This is a genomic window from Bradyrhizobium sp. 1, assembly GCF_023073315.1.
Lineage (GTDB): Bacteria > Pseudomonadota > Alphaproteobacteria > Rhizobiales > Xanthobacteraceae > Bradyrhizobium.
Map to the genome: position 1 here is coordinate 536,178 of NZ_JADPJH010000014.1, position 19,397 is coordinate 555,574.

Below are 19,397 nucleotides of genomic sequence, written 5' to 3' on the forward strand. Positions count from 1 at the left end.
GAGACCGCGCCCGTCGTGCACGCGAGACAATGTCCCGTGCGACGCAGCCCGCGTCCACCGCCACTCACCCCGCGTTTCGTGACGATCGCGATACGCCCCTCTGAGAGGGATGAGGTGATCGCTAGATACGACAATTCCGAATTTCGGTAAAGCGGAATGTTTTTGCGAGGATGGGTTGACCCAGGGCATGGGTGTTTTGCCCGACGGGCCGCACAACGGATGGTGTCGGAGGGTGGGCAAAGCGAAGCGTGCCCACGTCTTCTTGGCACGCTGCGGAAAGACTGAAGGTGGCACGGCGCTTGGCGCCTCTGCCCACCCCTACGGGACCTCGCGCAATCCCAGCCAGTTGCCTTCCGTCAGGTCGGGCTGTGCAGCGCGGACTTCAGCGGACGCCTCCGAAGCCCAGGGAAAATGCCCGTCGCGATCGGGGTACACGAGTTGGAGACATTCGAACTCGTCATTGCCGTAGAACCACCTGCTCCAGCCAAGGTAGTTCGGGTATTGCTGCAACGATAGCGGCAGGAAGACCGCGGCGGCGTTCTGAAAGATCGCATCCGTCGCCTCGCCGATCGGCGGGCGCCGCCCTGCCTCGAGCTCCTGATAGATCGTCCAGAACGTATCCTGAGCCGTCTGTTGCCGCATCGAGAACAAGATCACCTCCGGAAATCTGAACTTCAGCCAGAAACCGGTCGTGTAGACGAAGCCCGGCTTGTCGCCCTCCGGCATGACATGCGTGCCGAACCAGCCGCGGTTGCGAATTTTCTCCACGAAGTTCTGCTCGTGCTTGTCGAGCCGATCAGGGAGCGCATCAAGGGCTGTAAACATCGCTCGCGCATCCGATCTTGCGAGTGGCGGGGCTACGAACCGGTGCTCGGGCGTGCGCGATAACGGAATGCGGTCACCCCAGCCAGGATCAGCCCGAAGGCGAGGAAAACTGCGCCTGCTTTTACTCCAAAACTGTCCTGGTATTGGGCTTCGGCCGCGTCGTCCACGATAAGAGGCCGCGCATCCAGCCGGCCAAGGAGGTACCGGATCCTGGTCTGCCTGACCGTCTGGATGCCATTACGCGTGACCTGGCGCCAGAAGGCCGGGCTGATATGGGTCGGCCCGAAGGACTGCTGTTGTCCACTCTTGTCGGTCCACGCCAGGGTGACGAGATAGCTCGGAGCCTCGCCGGCCTTGTTCACTTCACCATAGGCACGCGTGATATCCGCAGTGGCTTCATCGCCGTGGTCGAGGATCTCCTTCAACGTGCTTTGCTCGACATATGAGTTCACCAGCATGTATCCGCCGAACAGCAGCATCACCGCGGTCAGCATCGCGAGGGTGAATGGAATGGGACGCGACGCGGTGGCGATTGCGGCACTCCCCGGCCCGCTTCGACGCGCCGACCATGCCTGCCATCCGATCACGAGCAGCAGGAGGACGGCGCAAACACCCGCCCCCGCCAGCATGAACCTGGACAGGGATCGGATATGGCTCAGGTGGTCGTCGAGATCTTCGACGACCACCGGAAGAGATGAATTGTCGTCAACGACCTGAATGGGGATGGTCAGGAGCTTGAGCTGATTTCCGGCCGTGACGCGCGCCGCATACGCGGTGCTGACCGCAATGCCCTTGTGCTCGTGCTGAACACCATCGCGTCCGGTCCACTGCAATCCGATCGACAGATTCTCGTCGACATAGCGAGGCCAGGCTCCGTCGAACACGAACGGAAATCGTGACGAGACGACTTCGGCAGACGTGATCTTTCCGGTGGTACTATAGCCATCACGCATGACGCGTTCGATGTCATGCTGATGCCAGTACATCCCCAACGTCGCCAATACGCCGACGGCCAAAGAAACAATCAAGATACCGCGCAATGACATCGGTTGCCGCCCCGCATAGCGCACGACCGCATCGCACGGCGTGCATCACCATCACCGGTTGCTGATATCGCGTGGCCACAACTTTTGTCAAACGCAGGACTGTAGGGTGGATTAGATTAGCCCCGCGGATTGCGCGGAAGCGCAAACCACTAGGCGTAACCCACCTCTTTGCCTGCCACACGGAGCCGGAATGGTGGGTTACGCTGGCGCTACCCCACCCTACGCAGGCCCCTACTCCGCCGCGATCTGCCGCGGCGCCGGCGGCGGGCTCGCAAGGTCGGCGGCGAGCTGGGCGTAGCGGGCTTTCGCGTCGGCCACGGCCTTCTCCTTCACCGGGCCGTAGCCGCGGATGCGGTCGGGCAGTGACAGCAGCTCGACTGCGGTGTCGATCGTGACGGGCGACAGCAGGCCGAGCACGGTGGCGACGTCCTTCTCGTAGCCCGTGATCAAATCGCGTTCGAGCTTGCGGTCGGCATTGCGGCCGAAGATGTCGAGCGCCGTGCCGCGCAGGAATTTGAACTTTGCCAGCACGCGGAACGCCTTCAGCATCCATGGGCCGAAGGCGCGCTTCTTCGGGCGGCCCAGTGCATCGACACCACTGCTGAGGATCGGCGGGGCCAGGTTGAAGCTGAACTTGAAGTCGCCCTCGAACTGGTCGCGGAGCTGTTTTTCGAAAGCACCGTCTGTGAAGAGGCGCGCGACTTCGTATTCGTCCTTGTAGGCCAAGAGCTTGGCGTAGTTCACCGCAACCGCGCGCGGCAGCGCGTCGTCATAACCGCCCTGCTTGGCGGCGTTGCTGACCTGGTCGACCAGCTTGCGATAGCGTTTGGCGAGGCGGCTGTTCTGATAAGCAGTCAGGTGCTTGGCGCGATGTTCGACGACCTCGTCGAATGTCATGGCATCCAGCGTCTTGGGAGCTGCGACCTCGTCGGTCCCCTTCAGCATGTCGGCAAGGCGCTGGGGCTCGGCAACTGCGAGGCGGCCGAGGCGGAAAGCTTCCTTGTTCATCTTGATCGAGACGCCATTGACTTCGATCGCCTGCTCGATCGCTTCCGCCGACAAGGGCAGCAAGCCCTTCTGATAGGCATAGCCCATCATCATCATGTTGGTGGCGATGCTGTCGCCAAGCAGCTGCTCGGCCGGCTTGGTGAAGTCGAAGAACACAGAGTCCTTGTGCAGCGCCGTTTCCAAGAGGCCGTTCAGCTGGCGGGTCTGGAAGTTGAAGTCGCGGTTGAGAACGAAATCGGCGGTGGGAATGACGTGGCTGTTGATGATGCCGTGCGTGCGACTGGTGTCGCAGAGCGAGATCGTGTCCTTGGCAACGGCAACCACTTCGTCGGCGGCAAGCACGAGATCCGCCGTGCCGGTGACGATGCGCGAGCAGGTGACGTCGGCGGTGTGCTCGGAAAGCCGAACGTGGCTCAGCACCGCGCCGCCCTTTTGCGCGAGACCGGACATGTCGAGGATCATGCTGGCCTTGCCCTCGATATGGGCGGCCATGCCGAGCAGCGCGCCGATCGTCAGCACGCCAGTGCCGCCGACCCCGCCGACCGCGACGTTGTAGGGCCGCTCCAGCGTCGGCCGCGACGCCGGCTCCGGCAGATCGCCGATATCGCCAACGCTCGTCTCGCCAAGATTTGCGGGCGCGCGCTTGCGCATCTTGCCGCCATCGACGGTGACGAAGGACGGGCAGAAGCCTTTGACGCAGGAGTAGTCCTTGTTGCAGGTCGACTGGTTGATGGCGCGCTTGCGCCCCATCGCCGTCTCCAGCGGCTCGACCGAAATGCAATTCGATTGCACGGAGCAATCGCCGCAGCCTTCACACACGGCTGGATTGATGAGCACACGGCGCGCGGGATCCTCCAGCGTACCGCGCTTGCGGCGGCGGCGCTTTTCGGCAGCGCAAGTCTGCACGAAGACGATCGCGGATGCGCCCTTCACCTTGCGCAGCGTCTTCTGAACCGTGTCGAGTTCGTCCCGATGCGCGGTCTTGACGCCGGGCGCGATCTCGTTCGCCGGATAAGCGTCGGGATTTTCGGAGACCAGATAGATCTCGCGGATGCCTTCGCTGTGGAGCTGGAAGGTGATCTGCTGCGGCGACAATTCGCCATCGACGTGCTGGCCGCCGGTCATCGCGGTCGCGTCGTTATAGAGGATCTTGTAGGTGATGTTGGCGCCGGAGGCGACCGCCTGGCGGATCGCAAGGCTGCCGGAGTGGAAATACGTGCCGTCGCCGAGATTGGCGAACACATGCTCTTCATTGGTAAAGGGAGCAACGCCGACCCACGGCACGCCCTCGCCGCCCATATGGGTGAAGGTCTCGGTGGAGCGATCCATCCATAGCGCCATGAAGTGGCAGCCGATGCCGGCAAAGGCGCGGCTGCCTTCGGGCACCTTGGTCGAAGTGTTGTGCGGGCAGCCGGAGCAGAAATACGGGGTGCGGGAGACAGGCGCGGTCGCCTGCATTTGCGAGGCCTGCCGGCCGTTGAACCAGTCGGCCTTGGCGCGCAGCATGGCTGCAATTTCGGGATTGAGATCAAGTCGAAGCAGGCGCTCGGTGAGCGAACTGGCCAGCGAGGCGACGCTGAGTTCCTCGGCAAAGGGGAGGAAGCGCTTGTCGTGATCGTCCATCTTGCCGATGATGCGGGGACGGACATCGTCGCGCCAGTTGAACAGCTCCTGCTTCACCTGATTCTCAACGATCTCGCGGCGCTCTTCGATGATGAAGATTTCCTCGAGGCCCACGGCGAATTGCCTGACGCCTTCCGGCTCCAGCGGCCAGGGCATGCCGATCTTGTACAATCGCAGCCCGATCTTGGCGGCGACCTCGGGTGTGATACCGAGCTCACGCAGCGCCTGCCTTATATCCTCGTAGCTCTTGCCGGACGCCATGATGCCGTAGCGGGCGTTCGGCGAATCCATGGTGATGCGGTTGACTTTGTTGGCGCGCGCAAAGGCGATCGCGGCAAAGCCCTTGTAGTCCTGCAGGCGGCGGTCCTGGGCAAAGCGGTCGTCGGGCCACCGCAGATTGAGGCCACCCTCGGGCATCTCGAAATCGGCGGGGATCACGAACGGCGTCATCTCGTCGGAGAGGTCGATCTCGGCGGTGGTCTCCACCGTCTCCGTGATCACCTTCATGCCGACCCAGCATCCGCTGTAGCGCGACATCGCGATGCCGAGCAGGCCCATCTCGATCATCTCGTGGATGCTCGAGGGATAGAGATACGGCATCAGCGCCGACATGAAGGCGTGGTCGGACTGATGCGGGACGGTGGAGGATTTCGCGCCGTGGTCGTCGCCGGCCAGACACAAGACGCCGCCGTTCTTGGCGGAGCCTGCGGCATTGCCGTGGCGGAACACATCGCCGCAGCGATCGACGCCGGGGCCTTTGCCGTACCAGATGCCAACCACACCGTCGTATTTGGCACCGGGCGAGAGGTTGAGCTGCTGCGAGCCCCAGACGGCGGTGGCCGCCAGATCCTCGTTCACGCCGGGCTGGAACTTGATGTTGTACTGCTCGAGATGTTTTCGCGCGGCGAAGAGCTGCTGATCGTAGCCGCCGAGCGGTGAGCCGCGGTAGCCGGAGATGAAGCCTGCGGTGTTCAGGCCCGCGGCACGGTCGCGGCGGATCTGGGCCATGGGCAGGCGGACCAGCGCCTGAATGCCGGTCGTGAAAATATGACCGGTGTCCTGGGTGTATTTTTGATCGAGACTGATCGGACCCTGGTTGATGCCCATTGTTGTCCTCTTCCGCCCTTGAGCGTTTGGCTGCCTAAGCCGTTGCCTGCCCGTTGTTTTTAGCTAGGGCGCGCCGACCACCTCCGCCACTCTATGTCGGATATTTAACGCGGCGCATTACAAATCTGGACCAAAGCGAGCGCCGGGTAAAAATCGCAATTTCGTGGCTGCAAAGGCATCGCGTATTTTCAATTTGTGTCACCATACCCCCGCCGTCACGAAATGAATCGACGCATGTATCATGCGCGACGGGGAGATTGGTCGCAGGAGGCCTCAGGATGCGGACGATTCTGGCTGGTCTCGCGTTGTGCAGTGCCGTTGCGAGCACGGCCCTCGCCGCCGAGCCCTCGCCGGAGCTGATCGCCTACGGCAAGACGCTGGTCGAGGCCGGCGGCTGTGCGGGCTGCCACACCGCCGATCCGGCAAAGCTGTTCGCGGGCGGCAAGCGCATCGACACGCCCTTTGGCGCGATCTATGCGCCGAACCTGACGCCTGATAGCGGCACCGGGATCGGTGCCTGGACCGACGCCGATTTCACCCGCGCGGTGCGTACCGGCATCGCGCCGGACGGCTCGAACTATTACCCGGCCTTCCCCTACCCCTACTTCACGAAGGTGACGAAGGACGACACGCTGGCGATCCGCGCCTATCTCGGCACGCTCGCCCCCGTGGCGAACCGCAACAAGCCGCCGGAGCTGCGCTGGCCGTTTGGCTATCGCGGCCTGATGCGGATCTGGAACGCCCTTTTCTTCAAGCCCGGCCTGTTCGAGCCGGACCAGGGCCAGAGCGCGGCGTGGAACAGAGGTGGCTATCTCGTCACCGGGCTCGGCCATTGCGGCGCCTGCCACACCCCGAAGAACTATTTTGGCGCGGACAAGAGCACGCAGGCGCTCTCGGGCAGCGAGGTCGGCGGCTGGTACGCACCACGGCTCGATGGCGCCGCGCGCACCGGGCTGAAATCATGGAGCGTCGAGGACGTCACCGAATATCTGCAAAGCGGCCGCAACGCCAGGAGCCATGCCGGCGGGCTGATGGCGGAGGTCGTCGTCAACTCGACCTCGAAGATGAGCGATGCCGACGTGCGCGCGATCGCGGTCTATTTGAAGAGCCTGCCGCCGTCGCGGCGCGAGACCATCGTGACGCCGCCAGACGAGGCCGAGATGAAAGCGGGACAAGCCGTCTACGCAAAACTCTGCATCGCCTGCCACGAGGCCGATGGCACAGGCGCGCCGCGCATCTATCCGCCGCTGCCCGGCAACGCGCTGCTGCAATCGGTCAATCCGTCCTCGACGTTGCGCATCATCCTCGACGGCGCCCACACCGTGACGACGCCGCGCGCGCCCAACACCGGCGAGATGCCTGATTATGCCAAGCAATTATCCGACGACGAGATCGCGGCGGTGACGAACTATATCCGCAACTCCTGGGGCAATGCGGCGCCGATGGTGACGCCGTCGCAGGTGGCGAAGGCGCGGAAGGAGGAGCGGTAACTAAGGCCCCCGCTCCTCATCGCCCGTGAACACGAACTTCGGCATCTCCCATTTGTAGCGCACCGCCAGCAGGCGGAAGCTGATGCCGAGGACGAAGGTCAAGATGGTCCAGAGCTCGGCGTTGAGATTGAAGCCGAAAGCTGTCGCATAGAACAGGCCGGTCGCCACCGAAACGGTCGCGTACAGCTCGGAGCGAAACAGCAGCGGCACGTCGTTGCAGAGCACGTCGCGCAACACGCCGCCGGCGCAGCCCGTGACCATCCCGGAGACGATGACGATCGGCAGCGTGGCGTCCATCTGCCAGGCGACGTTGCAGCCGGCCATGGTGAAGACGACGAGGCCGATGGCATCGAGCACGATGAAGGCGAGCCTCAAGCGGTGCACAAGCCGCGCGGTCAGAATGGTGAGGAAGGCCGCGCCGCCGGCGAGCGCGAGATAGATCGGGTTCTGCACCCAGGCCAGCGGATAGTGCCCGAGAAAGAGATCGCGCAGCGTGCCGCCGCCGAGCGCGGTGATGCAGCCGAGGAAGCAAACCCCTAGCCAATCCATGCTGCGCCGGCCGGCGGCCAGCGCGGCGCTCATGCCTTGCGCGGCGATGGCGATCAGCGACAGGAAATACAGCACGCTATCGGTCGGTGGCAGGCTCCACATCGCCCTGTTCCCTCCTCCCCGTGATGGAACTTACGCGCGGGGTTCCCAAGATGACGAGAGTTCATCCGGGGGAACAGGTTCCCGATTCTTGGCGCGGGGGCAACATGCGACGAAAGCAGAAAGGAGGCGGAACAGAATCTCGCAGCTGAGGGTTGTCCCGGCGCAATAAACGAGGAGACCAAAGATGGCTGACGAGCGTTTTCCGAACGATCCGTATCGCCCGAACCTCACCGACGACGAGTACCTTCGCATGGCGCGGCGCCAGGATGCAAATCTCCAGGTCGATCCCGAACTCGGCGAAGGTCCCGCCTCCAGCGGCAAGATCGCACTGTTCGCGGTAGCTGTCGCCCTGGTGCTGGGCGCCGTGTTCTACGGCCTGAACAACTCCAGCACGGGCAACCAGGCGAGCAACGCGCCGGCGACGCAGACCGCCCAGCAGGCGCCCACCGCCAATCCGGCTGCACCTCCCGGCATGCGTGATGTGACGCCGCGCGCCAACACCGGGCCCGGCGTGACCACGGGTGCGGCGCCGAGCAAGCCGGCCGCGCCTGATCCGGCGGCACCGACCGAGGGTGCGAAGTAACGATTTGCAACAACGTGCAACAGCGGCGGGACGAAACCCCGCCGCTGTTCGTTTGCTCTATTGTTTGAGCATGATCTCCGCGCAAACGCGTTCCGCGTTTGTCGCGCGGGAAAACCGCCTCTCACTTTGCGCTAACGCGGCCCTTCGGGTCCGGATCATGCCCTAGCTGAACATCTTGTTGAGCTCGCCGCCGGGATAGCCGCTGCCGAGCTCGGTGAAGGTGCCCTTCTCCGCCATCTCCTTCGCCGCGCGCATAAAACCGCCCCAGGCGGCGCGGGCCAGTGAGCCGCCGACGCTGATGCGGCGCACACCGAGATCTTCGGCTTCCTGCCGTGACAGACCGGAGGCGCCGATCAACAGGTTGAACGGTTTTGGACTCACCGCCTTCACCACCGCGGCGATGTCTTCGCGCGTCTTGAGTCCCGGCGCGTAGAGGCAATCGGCACCGGCATCGGCGTAGGCGGTGAGCCGGTCGATGACGAGCTTGAGATCGGTGACGCCCCACAAATACGCCTCGCAGCGGCCGACCAGCATCGTGTTGCTGTCGCCGATCGCCTTGCGCGAGGCCTTGATGCGCTCGACCGCGAGCGCACGCTCGTAGATTGGCTTGTCCTTGTCGCCGGTGGAATCCTCGATCGAGAGGCCCGCGACGCCGGTGCGCACACAGCGCTCGACGTTATCAGCGACTTTGTCCGGCTCGACGGCAAAACCGCCCTCGAAATCCGCGTTCACGGGGATGTCGACGGACGAGCTCAATGCTGCCAGGTGCTGACAGACATCCTCGACGCTGACGCGGTTGTCGGCCTTCCCGATGGTCCAGGCAAAACCCGCGCTCGACGACGCCAGCGCCTTGAAACCGAGATGCTGCAACGCCTTGGCGCTGCCGATATCGACCGGATTAGGCAGGATGAAGCAGCCGCTCTCGTGCATCTTCTTGAACGTCGCGCGCTTGTCAGCGGTTGTCACATGCATGTTTCTCTCCCTTGTTGGCCGCGCGAACATAGGCACGCCTTATCGAACGCGCTAGTGCACGTCATGCACCGCGCGGCTGTCCTTCGGCGCCTGCTCGCGATCATTCATGCCGTAGTCCCTGATCACGCTGGCGATGCGCAGATGATAATCGGCAAAGATTTTCGCCCTGCCCTTGGCCTGGGTGCGGCGATGCTCCATCGTGTTGCGCCAGGCCTGGACTGCGGCCTCGTCCCGCCAGAACGACAGCGACAGGATCTTGCCCTTGTCGGTCAGGCTCTCGAAGCGCTCGACCGAGATGAAGCCATCGATGGTTTGCAGGATCGGCTTCAGATCAGCCGCGAGGTCGAAGTAATCCTGGCGATGTTCCGGCTTGGGCCAGACTTCGAAAATCACGGCGATCATGGGCGTCTCCTGCTAACGGTGTCGTGGCTACAATACCACCTTGCGCAAAAACGTGCGCTCTTCCGCGAGGATGAATTTGCTCTCCTCGGCGAAATGGAAGTTGGCCATGCCCTCCGCATCCTGCCGCAGCCGGGCGCGATAGGCTTCATAGGCCGCGAGACTCTCGAAGGTGATCAGCGCGAAGGCGATGTTGTTGGTGCCTTCGTGCGGCATGAAATAGCCGATCAGGTCGCCGCCGCATTTCGGGATGATGGTGAGCCAGCGTTTTGAGTACTCCTCGAACTGCGCGCGCTTGAAGGGATCGAGCTGGTAGCGGATGAAGACGGTGACGGACATGATGGGCTCCTGTCTGTTTTTCGTCGTTGCGAAGCGCGAGCAACACCGCCGCCGCTGAAGCAACTGGATTGCTTCGCTTCGCTCGCAATGACGAGTTTACGGCAGAACGCTACGCCCTTGCCCGACCACAATGCTTCGGCTACCATCGAAGCATGAAATCAGGTCCTGACATCGCCATGATCGCCGCGCTGGTCGGCGATCCCGCCCGCGCCAACATGCTCACGGCACTGATGAACGGCCGCGCGCTCACCGCGAGCGAGCTGGCGCAAGAGGCCGGCATCACGCCGCAGACCGCGAGCTCGCATCTCTCCAAGCTCGAGGCCGGCGGCCTGGTCGAGCCGGAGAAGCAGGGCCGCCACCGCTACTACCGCCTCACCGACGACGACGTCGCCGGCGTGCTCGAAGGACTTGCGGGCCTTGCGGCACGCACCGGCCATATGCGCGTGCGCACCGGCCCGAAGGATCCGGCACTGCGGCGCGCGCGGATCTGCTACGATCATCTCGCCGGCGATCTCGGTGTGCAGATGCTCGACACCATGCGCGAGCGGAACCTGGTCAGGCAGAAGAAGCAGGACATCGAGCTGACGGCCGAGGGCGAGCGCTTCCTGGCAAAACATCTGCAGATCTCGCCCGAGATGCTGGCCCATCCCCGCCGCCCGGTCTGCAAGGCCTGCCTCGATTGGAGCGAGCGGCGCCATCACCTCGCCGGCACTTTGGGCGCCGCGATGATGCAGCGCTTCAATGAGCTGAAATGGGCCGCGCGCGACGCCACGCCCGGCAGCCGTGTGGTGAATTTCACCCGCACCGGCGAGAAGCAGTTCGCGACGCTGTTCGGGAACGGGAAAGACTAAACACAAGCGCGTGTAAGCGTCTCTTCTCGTCATGGCCGGGCTTGACCCGGCCATCCACGCGTTTACTGCCACCGTCATTCCGGAGCGCGCGTAGCGCGAACGCGGAACGATGTTGCCAGACCTCAGAGATCCCAATGAACCGTTTCCTCCCGGCCGCGCTTGCTGCGGTCCTTCTCGCTGCTCCCATCACCTCCACCCGCGCCGCCGACACCGCCCCGCGCGAGCCCTATGGCATCGCGCTCGAAGGCTTTGCCTATCCCTATCCCGTGCATCTGCTCCCCGTCGTCAACGATGGCGAGCAGCTCAGCATGGCCTATATGGACGTCGCGCCGGCGCAGCCCAACGGCCGCACCGTGGTGCTGCTGCACGGGCGCAATTTCCCGTCGAGCTACTGGGCGCCTGTCATCAAGATGCTGAGCGATGCGGGTTATCGCGTCGTCGTGCCGGACCAGATCGGCTTCGGCAAATCCTCCAAGCCGATGGGCGAGCTGCATTTTGACAATCTGGCGCGCAACACCATCGCGCTGCTCGACCATCTCAAGATCGACAAAGCGGAGGTCGTCGCGCATTCGCTCGGCGGCATGCTGGGCGTGCGCATCGCCCGAGCCTATCCGGACCGCGTCGCTCACCTCGTTCTGACAGCCCCAATTGGGCTCGAGGACTACCGCCTGTACGTGCCGCCGACGCCGACCGAAAAGATCATCGAGAGCGAGGACAAGCTCACCGCGGAGGGCTACCGCAAACAGCTCCAGACCAATTACGCGATCAAGCTGCCGCCGGACGCCATCACGCCGTTCATCGATGCCCGCTTCAACATCAAGGGCAGCCCGGATTATCCGCGCTGGCTGCGCGCCTTCGTCAGCTCAGGCCAGATGATCTATCGCGAGCCGGTCGCACATGAGATCGCGCTGATCACCGAGCCGACGCTGTTCGTCATGGGCGCCGACGACCACAACGCGCCGGGCCGTCCGCTCGCACCGGAAGCGCTGCGCGCGAAAATGGGGCAGAACGCCGAGCTGGCAAAAGCGTTTGCCGCGAAGATGCCGAATGCGCGGGCCGAAGTGATCCCGGACACCGGCCATCTCGTCTTCCTGGAAGCGCCGGAGAAGTACAAGGAGCTCGTGCTGAGCTTCCTCGGCGGCTAGCGCCATTGCTGTCGCGCGAAGCCGCATGCGGAGACTATTCATGCGGCATTCAGGTCATGATTGGCAGGTTTGGGGCGCGACGTGTCGATATGCTGCAAATTTAACATGTCGAATCGTGTCTTTTGATTCATTGTGCGCCGCAAGCGCCCTGCTCCTCGAGAACCTGCTCCTCAAGAACCTGCCCCCCAAGAACTTGCCCCCCAAGAACTTGCCCCCAAGGACGAGAAGGAAGACCAAATGAAATATCTGTTCGCCGCCGTCATGCTCGCCAGTGCGGCCGTCGGTTTCAGCGAGTCCGCCAGCGCCATGCAGGGCTGCGGCCCCGGCTGGGCCCGCGGCCCCTATGGTGGCTGCCGTCCGATGGCCGGCCGTGGTCCCGTTGTCGTGGTAGCACCGGCGCCAGTCGTGGTCGTGCGTCCGCGTGGGTGCCCCTATGGCTTCCGCTGGTACGCCGGCCGCTGCCGCCCGTTCTGATCTCGTCTTTTCGCATTGCGAAGTGGCCGCGTGGCGAAAGCCGGCGCGGCCATTTTCTTTTGGAGCACCCGACGTCGCACCGGCCGGGAATCAAAACGGGGACCGCAATCGCGATCCCCGTTCAAAGCCTGGCTTGCGCGAAGCTTACCAGTGGCGACGATGCCAACGCCGGCGGCGCCAGCCCCAATGGCGGCGATGCCAGTGGCCGCGGCCGTGATGCCAGTGAACCTGCTCGGGCTTGAGCTGCGCCGCTTCCTCGCTGGTGGTGACCGCGGGATGAGCGTCCGGGTTGCCTTCCGGCATACGGGCGGGACCGCCGACCAGCTGCGGCGACAGCGGCGCGGCCTGCGCGGCGGCGGTGAACGCGGCGGCCCCCGCGGCGGCACCGAATGCGAGCTTCAGAAAATTGCGGCGTTCCATGACATCTTCCTCTCAGGCGAACGTTGCATGATGCGGAACAAGTGTCGGGCGCGGGACATGAACTGCGGCTGAATCGCGCGTTCAGATTCATTGCAATGGTGACAGGATGCGTCCCTACGTCCCAAACTCCTGCGCCAGCACCAGCGTCTCGCGCGAGCGCTTCACCTCGGGCCAGTCGCGGTTGAAATCGGCGAAGTAGGCAGCGGGCATGTGTTTCCTCCTGTTGTTTGGCCGCAGCATCGCCGGTTATAGTGGCGGCAACAAAAAGCCCGCGCGATGGACAATGCCCTCGCGCCGATAAGAGAGGGAATGGCGCCATGCGCAGGATCATCACCGGCCTCATTGCGATTGCCTGCCTGTGCCCGGCCGCCTCGCCGGCCGAAATCATCCGCTTCGACATCCTCGCGCGCGAGCCCGCCTTTGCCGGGCGAGACTTCGGCAACGTCGGCCCCTATGAGCGCATCACCGCACGCGCGACTTTTGCGCTGAACCCGGCCGACGACCGCAACGCCGTCATCACCGATCTCGCACTCGCGCCGCGCAACGCCGACGGCAAGGTGGAGGCCACCGCCGACGTCGTGATCCTCAGGCCCACCGATCCCGCGCACGGCAACGGCACGCTGCTGCTGGAGGTGCCCAATCGCGGCCGCAAGCTGGCGCCGCAATTGTTCGACGATTCCGCCCAGCCCGGCGCCAACAATGCCGACAAGGCGGAAGACGCCGGCATCGGCTTCCTGCACCGCCAGGGCTTTACGATGGTCTGGGTCGGCTGGCAGGGCGACATCCCCTCCAAGCCCGGACAACTCGCGCTTGCCGCGCCGGTGATCAAGACCATCACGGGCCCCGCGCGCGAAGAATTCGTGTTCGACAACACGACCAATCCCGCACGCGCCACGCTGACCTGGCCAGCGGCCGATGCCGCCAATCTCAACGTCACCGTGCGCGCGGCCTGGGCCGATGCACGGCAAGCGCCGTCAAGCCTCTCAGCAAAGCTGGTCGACCCTGTTACGGTGGAGATCACCCGCCCCGACAACTTTGACGCCGGCGCGCTCTACGAGATCACCTACACCGCGCGCGATCCCGTGCCGCTCGGCATGGGCTATGCCGCCGTGCGCGACATCGTCAGCTTCCTCCGTCACGACGAGACACAAGCAAATCCGCTGCTCAACGGCCTGCATCCGTCCGTTAGCCGCGCCATCGGTTTTGGCGTCTCGCAATCCGGCCGCTTCCTGCGCGACTTCCTCTATCTCGGCTTCAACGAGGATTTGTCGGGCCGCATGGTGTTCGACGGCCTGATGCCCCATGTCGCGGGCACGCGGCGGATGGCGACCAACGTCCGCTTCGGCCAGCCCGGCCGCAATCCGCGCCATCTGCAGGATCCCGCGTGGCAGGCCGATCTGTTCCCCTTCACCTATGCGAGCCTCAGCGATCCCTATTCCGGCAAGACCGACGGCCTGCTGCGCCGCTGCTCGCTCTCGGCCACCTGCCCGAAGGTGATGCAGACCGATAGCGAGCACGAATGGTGGGCCTCGCACGCCTCGCTGCTGGTCACCGATCTCTCGGGCAACCACCTCGATCTCCCCGACAACGTGCGCGCCTACATGATCACAGGCACGCCGCATTTCGCCGAAGCCGCCGACATCATGAAGAAGGGCGTGCCCGCGATGTCGCTGCCGCAGAACCCGATGCATGCGGGCATGCCGATGCGCGCGCTGCTTACCGACCTCAACGCCTGGATCAGCGACGGTATCAAACCGCCTGCCAGCCGCGTCCCCATGCGTGCCCACGGCACGCTTGTGCCAGCGCAAGGCGCGGTGCCGACGGATATCCCCGGCCTGCCCTATGCCGGCATCCATACGCTCGCCGCCTTCTCCGACCAGAGCGTGCTGCCGCCGAAGGAGATCGGCCGCTATCCCGTGTTCGTGCCGAAGGCGGACGATGACGGCATGGCGATCGCGGGCATTCGCCAGCTTGCGTTGGCCGTGCCACGCGCGACCTACACCGCATGGAATCCGCGCGCGCAAGGATTTGGCCCGACGGCGCTGTATCCGCTGCAAGGCGCGGTGGTGCCGTTCGCGCCGACCGAGGCTGCGCGGAAGGAAGTGCATGATCCCAGGCTGTCGATCGCGGAGCGCTACGCGGATGACGGGGCATATGTGGCCGCGGTGAGGCGCGAGGCCGCACGCCAGGTCGCGGAGCGATTGCTGTTGCCGGTGGATGCAGAGCGTGCGGTCGAGGCCGCAAAGCAACGCACTTTGGAAAAGCTCGGGCCGTATTGACGCGCGCCCCAGCCGGCGCATCACATCAGCTTGATCGATGCATCGCCTTGCGGTTCCTGCTCACGCGGCGTAGCCTTCGACCACAGGTTGCTCACTCGAAAGCGATCTGTGGGGTTCGGCCTAGCGGGAGAGAGCGATGGTGGACCAGGTCTCGTCTCAAGTCTCGTCTCAGGTCTCTTGGCACCTTGTCGGTGACTATTTCGAAAATTGCAATTGCAGCATCGTGTGTCCATGCCTCGTATCGGCGGGTGCCCCGTTGACGGCGCGACCGACCGAGGGTTTTTGCAACGTGCCGCTGATCTTCCACATCGAGAACGGCCGCTACGGTGACACGGCGCTCGATGGACTCAACGTTCTGGTCATTCTCCACGCGCCGGGCGTCATGGCCGACGGAGACTGGTCGCAGGCCACCTATGTCGATCAGCGCGCGGACGATCAGCAGACCGAGGCGTTGGCTGCGATCTTCGGCGGCACGGCCGGCGGTCCCATGGCGGCGTTCACGCCGCTGATCAGCAAGAACCTGGGGGTGAGCAAGGTCCCGATCACATTCCGGATCGACGGCAAGACGCGATCCGCGGAAATCCCTGATATTCTGCACATGTCCGTCGATCCGTTGCCAACCATGCATCCGAGCGGGGAAATGTGGGCGAACATCGGCCATCCCGTGAGCCCCGATAGAATGGTGATGGCGGTCGGCGCCCCCGGCAATATTTTCAGCGATCATGGCATGCGCTGGGACAATTCGGGCAGGAACGGCCTCTATGCGCCGATCCAGTGGTCGAACCAGGCTTGATGGCGCTCCTGACGTGACGGCTTGCGAGAAGGCCGGCAACACACTTCGCAAATGACCGACAGCGCCCTCGAAACCGTGCTGCGGCGCGACCGCTGGATCGTCGGCGGCGCGATCGGAATCATCGTCGCGCTGGCATGGGGCTATGTGCTCTGGCTCGCGAACGACATGGACATGGGCGGCATGGACATGACCGGGTTCCGCATGATTCCGGCGGGGATCGGAATCATGCTGCCGGCCAATGAGCCGTGGCGAGCGATCGAGTTCACCTACGTGTTCCTGATGTGGGCGGTGATGATGATCGGGATGATGGCGCCCTCGGCGGCGCCCATGATCCTCATGTACGCCCGCGTGGCTCGACAGACGAAGGCGCAAGGCAAGCCATTCGCGGCGACCGGCTGGTTTGCGGCCGGTTATCTCCTCGCCTGGAGCGTCTTTTCGCTTGCCGCGACCTTTCTGCAATGGCTGGTCGAGCGGGCAGCCCTGCTGGACTCCCGGATGACGCTCGCCAGCAACCTGCTCGGCGCATTCGTGCTGATCGCGGCCGGCATCTATCAATGGACACCGCTCAAGGACGTCTGTCTCGTCCAATGCCAGTCGCCGCTTCTGTTCCTGATGCGCCATGGCGGCTTTCGCGACCATCCGCGTGGTTGCCTTCTGCTGGGGCTTCGGCACGGAGGCTATTGTGTCGGCTGCTGCTGGCTCCTGATGGCGCTTTTATTCATAGGCGGCGTGATGAACGTGCTTTGGATTGCGCTTTTGGCGTTGCTCGTCCTGTTGGAGAAGCTGACGCCGGTCGGACGATGGATCGCGCGTGCTGCCGGCCTTGCATCTGCGCTTGCGGGCGCGGGGCTGCTGGTGTCGTCGATGCGATGATGAGTTGAGTGCTGTGACCGGCGGATCAGCCAATCCACCCTAAAATTTCTGCAAAACATTCCGTCCCTTTGTCGGAATGGCCGCCCCTCATCCGTCCTACGCCCAGACAGCACGGAGACACCGCATGCCCGACCTCACTCTCACCACCTTCGACTGGGTTCCCCCGGCCCCGCGCGGCTTCGTCCGCGACCTTCGTGTGCGCTGGGCCCTCGAAGAAGCAGCATTGCCCTATCGCGTCGCGGGCGTCTCCGGCGAGAAGGGCCCCGCGCATCTCGCGCACCAGCCGTTCGGCCAGGTGCCGTGGCTGACCGACGGCGATCTCTCGATTTTCGAGAGCGGCGCGATCCTGCTGCATCTGGGTGAGCTCAGCGCGAAGCTGATGCCCTCAGATCCGCGCGGCCGCAGCGACGCGAAGGAATGGGTATTCGCCGCGCTCAATTCGGTGGAGATGGCGAGCCTGCCCTGGACGATGTCGAAGTTCATGGGCCATCCGAGCGACACGGCGGCGTGGAAATTCGTGGACGATTTCCTCAAGCTCCGCCTCAAGCATCTCGAGCCGGTGCTGGCGAAGCGCGAATGGCTGGCGGGATCCTTCTCCGTTGCGGACATTCTGATGTCGGACGTGCTGCGCGTCGTCGATGGTTTCGACGGCCTGGCGGACAGTCCGGCTTGCCGCGACTACGTCGCACGCGCCACGGGCCGTCCGGCGTTCGCGAAAGCCCACGCCGACCAGATGGCGCATTTCGCTGCGGCGGATAAGGCGCGCGGGACGTGACCTGCCGCACGCAATTAACCCACCATTAGCCATGTGACCACCACCGCCGGAACGAAGCAATTTGCTTCAAATTATTCCGGCGGGAGGTGACCCATGGCCCGCATCGATTATCTCAAAGAGCAGGTTGCTCGCGCCGAGCGTCTGGCGAAGACCATTCTCGACCAGGAAACCGTGGAGCGACTTCAGACATTCGCCGCGGAATGCCGCGCGGAACTGATGGCGCTGACGCTGCGGGCCGCGACCTAAGGCGACGTTTTAAAACAGCTTCAGCGGCGCATCGGCAACGACGCGCAGGTCGATTGTTCCAATCAGCGCCGCGCGGCGCGCCTCGGCAGCACCGATGGCGTCTTCCGTCTGCTGCAGCGTGCTGACGTTCGAGCCGAGCGAGACGATTCCGCCTAACACCAGAGCGATCGAGCCGAGCGCGGCGGTCTGACCGGTCCCCCACAGCCCGAGGATCGTGATCAACAGCAGCGCGGCCCCGCTGCCGATCGCGATCTTGGACGCCAGGATGTATTTCCTGCATCGCTCGGCGATCTCGGCGAGCGCCGCGATCCGATCTTCGATGTCGGAGATTTCGTTGGTCGGATCGTCTTCGGTCATCGGATTGAAATCGAACCCGTAGGGTGGGTTAGCCTTGTGGATGCGCGAAGCGCGATCCACTGGGCGTAACCCACCAAGGTCTTGACGTGTGGTCGATTCAGTCGGTGGGTTACGGCTTCGCCTAACCCATCCTACGCTTCCCTCTACAACGGCAAATTGTCGTGCTTCTTCGCCGGTGTTTCCACCTTCTTGTCCTTCAGCATCGACAGCGCCCTTGCGATCCGCTTTCTTGTCGAGTGCGGCATGATGACGTCGTCGATGTAGCCGCGCTCGGCCGCGATGAAGGGCGACAGGAAGCGGTCTTCGTATTCCTTGGTTCTTGCTGCGATCTTGTCGGGGTCGCCGATGTCTGCGCGGAAGATGATCTCGACCGCGCCCTTGGCGCCCATCACCGCGATCTGGGCGGTCGGCCAGGCGTAGTTCATGTCGGCGCCGATTTCCTTCGACGCCATGACGTCGAAGGCGCCGCCATAGGCCTTGCGGGTGATGATGGTGACCAGCGGCACGGTACATTGCGAGTAGGCGAACAGCAGTTTTGCGCCGTGCTTGATCAGGCCGCCATATTCCTGCGCGGTGCCGGGCAGGAAGCCCGGCACGTCGACGAAGGTCACGATCGGGATGTTGAAGGCATCGCAGAAACGAACGAAGCGCGCGGCTTTCCGCGAGGCATCGCTGTCGAGCACGCCGGCCAGCACCATCGGCTGGTTGGCGACGAAGCCGACGGTGCGGCCCGCGATGCGGCCGAAGCCGGTGACGATGTTTTTCGCGAAAGAGTCCGCGATCTCGAAGAAGTCGCCTTCGTCCACGACCTTCAGGATCAGCTCCTTCATGTCGTAGGGCTTGTTCGGATTATCGGGGATCAGCGTATCCAGCGACATGTCGACACGGCCGATGTCGTCAAAACTCGGCCATTCCGGCACGCCGTCGGTGTTGTTGGACGGCAGGAAGTCGATCAGGCGGCGCATCTGCAACAGCGTCTCGACGTCGTTCTCGAAGGCGCCGTCCGCGATGGAAGAGCGCGTGGCGTGCACCGAGGCGCCGCCGAGCTCTTCGGCGGTCACGACCTCGTTGGTCACGGTCTTCACGACGTCGGGGCCGGTGACGAACATGTAGCTGGTGTTCTTCACCATGAAGATGAAGT

General features: G+C 63.9%; 20 protein-coding genes. 10 read left to right on the plus strand and 10 right to left on the minus strand.

The window, feature by feature from the left end; genetic code table 11:
• Window positions 1-318 precede the first annotated feature (318 nt).
• The 3 genes from IVB29_RS11265 to IVB29_RS11275 all read right to left on the minus strand — a co-directional run bounded on the left by IVB29_RS11265 (window position 319) and on the right by IVB29_RS11275 (window position 5,609).
• On the minus strand, window positions 319-825 hold the full coding sequence (locus tag IVB29_RS11265; protein ID WP_247503449.1) for a DUF4262 domain-containing protein: 507 nt from the start codon (window positions 823-825) through the stop codon (window positions 319-321).
• A gap of 32 nt (window positions 826-857) precedes the next feature.
• Window positions 858-1,871, minus strand: coding sequence for a hypothetical protein (locus IVB29_RS11270; protein WP_247503450.1), 1,014 nt, complete (start codon window positions 1,869-1,871; stop codon window positions 858-860).
• 231 nt (window positions 1,872-2,102) lie between these two features.
• Window positions 2,103-5,609, minus strand: coding sequence for an indolepyruvate ferredoxin oxidoreductase family protein (locus IVB29_RS11275; RefSeq protein ID WP_247503451.1), 3,507 nt, complete (start codon window positions 5,607-5,609; stop codon window positions 2,103-2,105).
• A 278-nt stretch (window positions 5,610-5,887) separates the two neighbouring features.
• Between IVB29_RS11275 and IVB29_RS11280 the strand changes: the two genes are divergently transcribed.
• The gene (locus IVB29_RS11280; protein ID WP_247503452.1) at window positions 5,888-7,099 is read left to right on the plus strand and encodes a c-type cytochrome; all 1,212 of its coding nucleotides are present in this window, start codon (window positions 5,888-5,890) and stop codon (window positions 7,097-7,099) included.
• Here the strand turns inward: IVB29_RS11280 and IVB29_RS11285 are convergent, their stop codons facing one another.
• The gene (locus IVB29_RS11285; RefSeq protein ID WP_247503453.1) at window positions 7,100-7,750 is read right to left on the minus strand and encodes a trimeric intracellular cation channel family protein; all 651 of its coding nucleotides are present in this window, start codon (window positions 7,748-7,750) and stop codon (window positions 7,100-7,102) included. It lies immediately after the preceding gene.
• Between the two features lie 184 nt (window positions 7,751-7,934).
• Here IVB29_RS11285 and IVB29_RS11290 point away from each other — a divergent pair, with 184 nt between their 5' ends.
• Window positions 7,935-8,333, plus strand: a complete 399-nt coding sequence (locus tag IVB29_RS11290; protein ID WP_247503454.1) for a hypothetical protein — start codon at window positions 7,935-7,937, stop codon at window positions 8,331-8,333.
• A gap of 162 nt (window positions 8,334-8,495) precedes the next feature.
• Here IVB29_RS11290 and IVB29_RS11295 read toward each other — a convergent pair whose 3' ends face one another.
• The 3 genes from IVB29_RS11295 to IVB29_RS11305 are packed head-to-tail and all read right to left on the minus strand — an operon-like array spanning window position 8,496 to window position 10,043.
• Complete coding sequence (locus IVB29_RS11295) at window positions 8,496-9,305, minus strand: isocitrate lyase/phosphoenolpyruvate mutase family protein (RefSeq protein WP_247503455.1); 810 nt, start codon at window positions 9,303-9,305, stop codon at window positions 8,496-8,498.
• Window positions 9,306-9,356: 51 nt separating this feature from the next.
• Window positions 9,357-9,707 (minus strand): antibiotic biosynthesis monooxygenase, encoded by a 351-nt coding sequence (locus IVB29_RS11300; protein WP_247503456.1) that lies wholly within the window; start codon window positions 9,705-9,707, stop codon window positions 9,357-9,359.
• 27 nt (window positions 9,708-9,734) lie between these two features.
• On the minus strand, window positions 9,735-10,043 hold the full coding sequence (locus tag IVB29_RS11305) for an NIPSNAP family protein (RefSeq protein ID WP_247503457.1): 309 nt from the start codon (window positions 10,041-10,043) through the stop codon (window positions 9,735-9,737).
• Between the two features lie 152 nt (window positions 10,044-10,195).
• Here IVB29_RS11305 and IVB29_RS11310 point away from each other — a divergent pair, with 152 nt between their 5' ends.
• From IVB29_RS11310 to IVB29_RS11320, 3 genes are all read left to right on the plus strand, one after another.
• Window positions 10,196-10,894, plus strand: a complete 699-nt coding sequence (locus IVB29_RS11310; RefSeq protein WP_247503458.1) for an ArsR family transcriptional regulator — start codon at window positions 10,196-10,198, stop codon at window positions 10,892-10,894.
• A 134-nt stretch (window positions 10,895-11,028) separates the two neighbouring features.
• Window positions 11,029-12,039 carry an alpha/beta hydrolase gene (locus IVB29_RS11315; protein WP_247503459.1) on the plus strand — a complete coding sequence of 337 codons (1,011 nt, stop codon included), beginning with the start codon at window positions 11,029-11,031 and terminating at the stop codon, window positions 12,037-12,039.
• A 237-nt stretch (window positions 12,040-12,276) separates the two neighbouring features.
• A complete protein-coding gene (locus IVB29_RS11320; RefSeq protein ID WP_247503460.1) occupies window positions 12,277-12,513 on the plus strand; it encodes a hypothetical protein in 237 nt (78 codons plus the stop codon).
• Between the two features lie 144 nt (window positions 12,514-12,657).
• Here IVB29_RS11320 and IVB29_RS11325 read toward each other — a convergent pair whose 3' ends face one another.
• Window positions 12,658-12,933: a twin-arginine translocation signal domain-containing protein gene (locus tag IVB29_RS11325; protein ID WP_247503461.1), complete on the minus strand. Its 276-nt coding sequence runs from the start codon at window positions 12,931-12,933 to the stop codon at window positions 12,658-12,660.
• Window positions 12,934-13,250: 317 nt separating this feature from the next.
• Here IVB29_RS11325 and IVB29_RS11330 point away from each other — a divergent pair, with 317 nt between their 5' ends.
• The 5 genes from IVB29_RS11330 to IVB29_RS11350 all read left to right on the plus strand — a co-directional run bounded on the left by IVB29_RS11330 (window position 13,251) and on the right by IVB29_RS11350 (window position 17,899).
• Window positions 13,251-15,212 carry an alpha/beta hydrolase domain-containing protein gene (locus IVB29_RS11330; RefSeq protein WP_247503462.1) on the plus strand — a complete coding sequence of 654 codons (1,962 nt, stop codon included), beginning with the start codon at window positions 13,251-13,253 and terminating at the stop codon, window positions 15,210-15,212.
• Window positions 15,213-15,348: 136 nt separating this feature from the next.
• Window positions 15,349-16,005 (plus strand): DUF1326 domain-containing protein, encoded by a 657-nt coding sequence (locus IVB29_RS11335; protein ID WP_247503463.1) that lies wholly within the window; start codon window positions 15,349-15,351, stop codon window positions 16,003-16,005.
• A 51-nt stretch (window positions 16,006-16,056) separates the two neighbouring features.
• The gene (locus tag IVB29_RS11340) at window positions 16,057-16,878 is read left to right on the plus strand and encodes a DUF2182 domain-containing protein (RefSeq protein ID WP_247503464.1); all 822 of its coding nucleotides are present in this window, start codon (window positions 16,057-16,059) and stop codon (window positions 16,876-16,878) included.
• A 124-nt stretch (window positions 16,879-17,002) separates the two neighbouring features.
• The gene (locus IVB29_RS11345) at window positions 17,003-17,653 is read left to right on the plus strand and encodes a glutathione S-transferase family protein (protein ID WP_247503465.1); all 651 of its coding nucleotides are present in this window, start codon (window positions 17,003-17,005) and stop codon (window positions 17,651-17,653) included.
• A 93-nt stretch (window positions 17,654-17,746) separates the two neighbouring features.
• Window positions 17,747-17,899 (plus strand): hypothetical protein, encoded by a 153-nt coding sequence (locus tag IVB29_RS11350; protein WP_247503466.1) that lies wholly within the window; start codon window positions 17,747-17,749, stop codon window positions 17,897-17,899.
• Between the two features lie 9 nt (window positions 17,900-17,908).
• On the opposite strand, the gene IVB29_RS11355 is transcribed toward IVB29_RS11350, so the two are convergent.
• On the minus strand, window positions 17,909-18,256 hold the full coding sequence (locus IVB29_RS11355) for a hypothetical protein (protein WP_247503467.1): 348 nt from the start codon (window positions 18,254-18,256) through the stop codon (window positions 17,909-17,911).
• A gap of 143 nt (window positions 18,257-18,399) precedes the next feature.
• The coding region (locus IVB29_RS11360) for a carboxyl transferase domain-containing protein (protein WP_276576851.1) at window positions 18,400-19,397 on the minus strand (998 nt) is incomplete at its 5' end.